Consider the following 1344-nt stretch of genomic DNA (forward strand, 5'->3'; position numbering starts at 1 on the left):
GAGTTTGCGGCGAGTTTGCGGCCAAGGGCTGGCTGCAGCCGCTCAAGGACAAGATGGCAATCGACGCCGTCGGGATGTTGCCATCAACGGTGGAGGGCGCCTCCTACAAAGGCACCCTCTACGCGGCACCGGAGTCCTCCGACGGCGGCATTCTGTACTACCGCAAGGACCTCGTGCCCACCCCGCCCAAGACCTGGGACGAGATGATGAGCATGTGCTCCATCGCCAAGGCCAACAACATTGGCTGCTATGYGGGCCAGTTCAGCAAGTACGAAGGGCTCACGGTCAACGCGTCTGAGGCCATCAACTCCGCCGGCGGTTCCGTGCTGGACAAAGACGGCAAGCCGAGCCTGAACACCCCCGAGGCCAAGACCGGCCTCGAGAACCTCGCCAAGGCCTACGCCGATGGCAACATCCCCGCGGAAGCCATCACCTTTCAGGAGGAACAGGGACGCCAGGCCTTCCAGGACGGCAAGCTGCTGTTCCTGCGCAACTGGCCCTACCTCTACAACCTGGCCACCACCGAAGGCTCCTCCAAGGTCGCGGACAAGCTCGGCATGACCGCCCTCCCCGGCACAGATGGTCCCGGCGCGTCCTCGCTGGGCGGCCACAACGTCGGAGTAAGCGTCTATTCCAAGAACAAGGCCACCGCCGCTGACTTCCTGAAGTTCATCACCTCCGAGGAATCCCAGAGGTTCTTCGCCACTCAAGGCTCCCTCGCCCCCGTACTCACCAAGCTGTACGAGGACAAGGAACTTGTGGCCAAACTGCCGTACCTGCCGGTGCTGAAGACGTCGATTGAGAACGCCGTTCCCCGTCCCGTGACCCCGTTCTACCCGGCGGTGACCAAGGCCATCCAGGAGAACGCCTACTCAGCCATCAAGGGCGAGAAGACTGTAGACGCGGCCCTGTCTGACATGCAGAAGTCCATCGAGTCCGCCGGTGCGGGACAGTAGGTTCATCATGGCAACCGAACTAGGTCCGGCGCCGGTCAAGTCACCGGCGTCGGGCGGTACGCCCGTCCATCACGGCCCCAAGGGCGTAGGTGAGGACAACAAGATCCTCAGCCAGGGCAAGTGGGCTTCCTGGCTCCTGGCCCCGACCATCATCGCCTTGGGCATCGTGATTGTTTACCCGATCATCAGCGCCCTTGTCATGTCCTTCCAAAAGGATGCCGGTCTGGACCCCGCGACGGGTCTCTTCGTTGAGGGCGGCCCGGCCGGCTTCTCCAACTACTACAACTGGATCTTCCAGCAGTGTCCCGCTCCGTCCGGCGGAACCGTGGACTGCCCGCCGGGAACCCTGGGCGCGCAGTTCTGGTCCGCCACCGGCACCACGTTCTTC

The 1344-nt window shown here is 63.3% G+C and carries 1 protein-coding gene and 1 pseudogene; both read left to right on the plus strand.

Annotated elements, in window-relative coordinates; genetic code table 11:
* A partial coding sequence (locus AC1D1W_RS20655; RefSeq protein ID WP_476944695.1) for an ABC transporter substrate-binding protein occupies positions 1 to 956 on the plus strand: 956 nt, incomplete at its 5' end.
* Positions 957 to 963: 7 nt separating this feature from the next.
* Positions 964 to 1344, plus strand: a pseudogene (locus AC1D1W_RS20660) (sugar ABC transporter permease); the annotation flags it as partial.

The sequence above is a fragment of the Arthrobacter sp. P1_B4 genome (assembly GCF_056406555.1).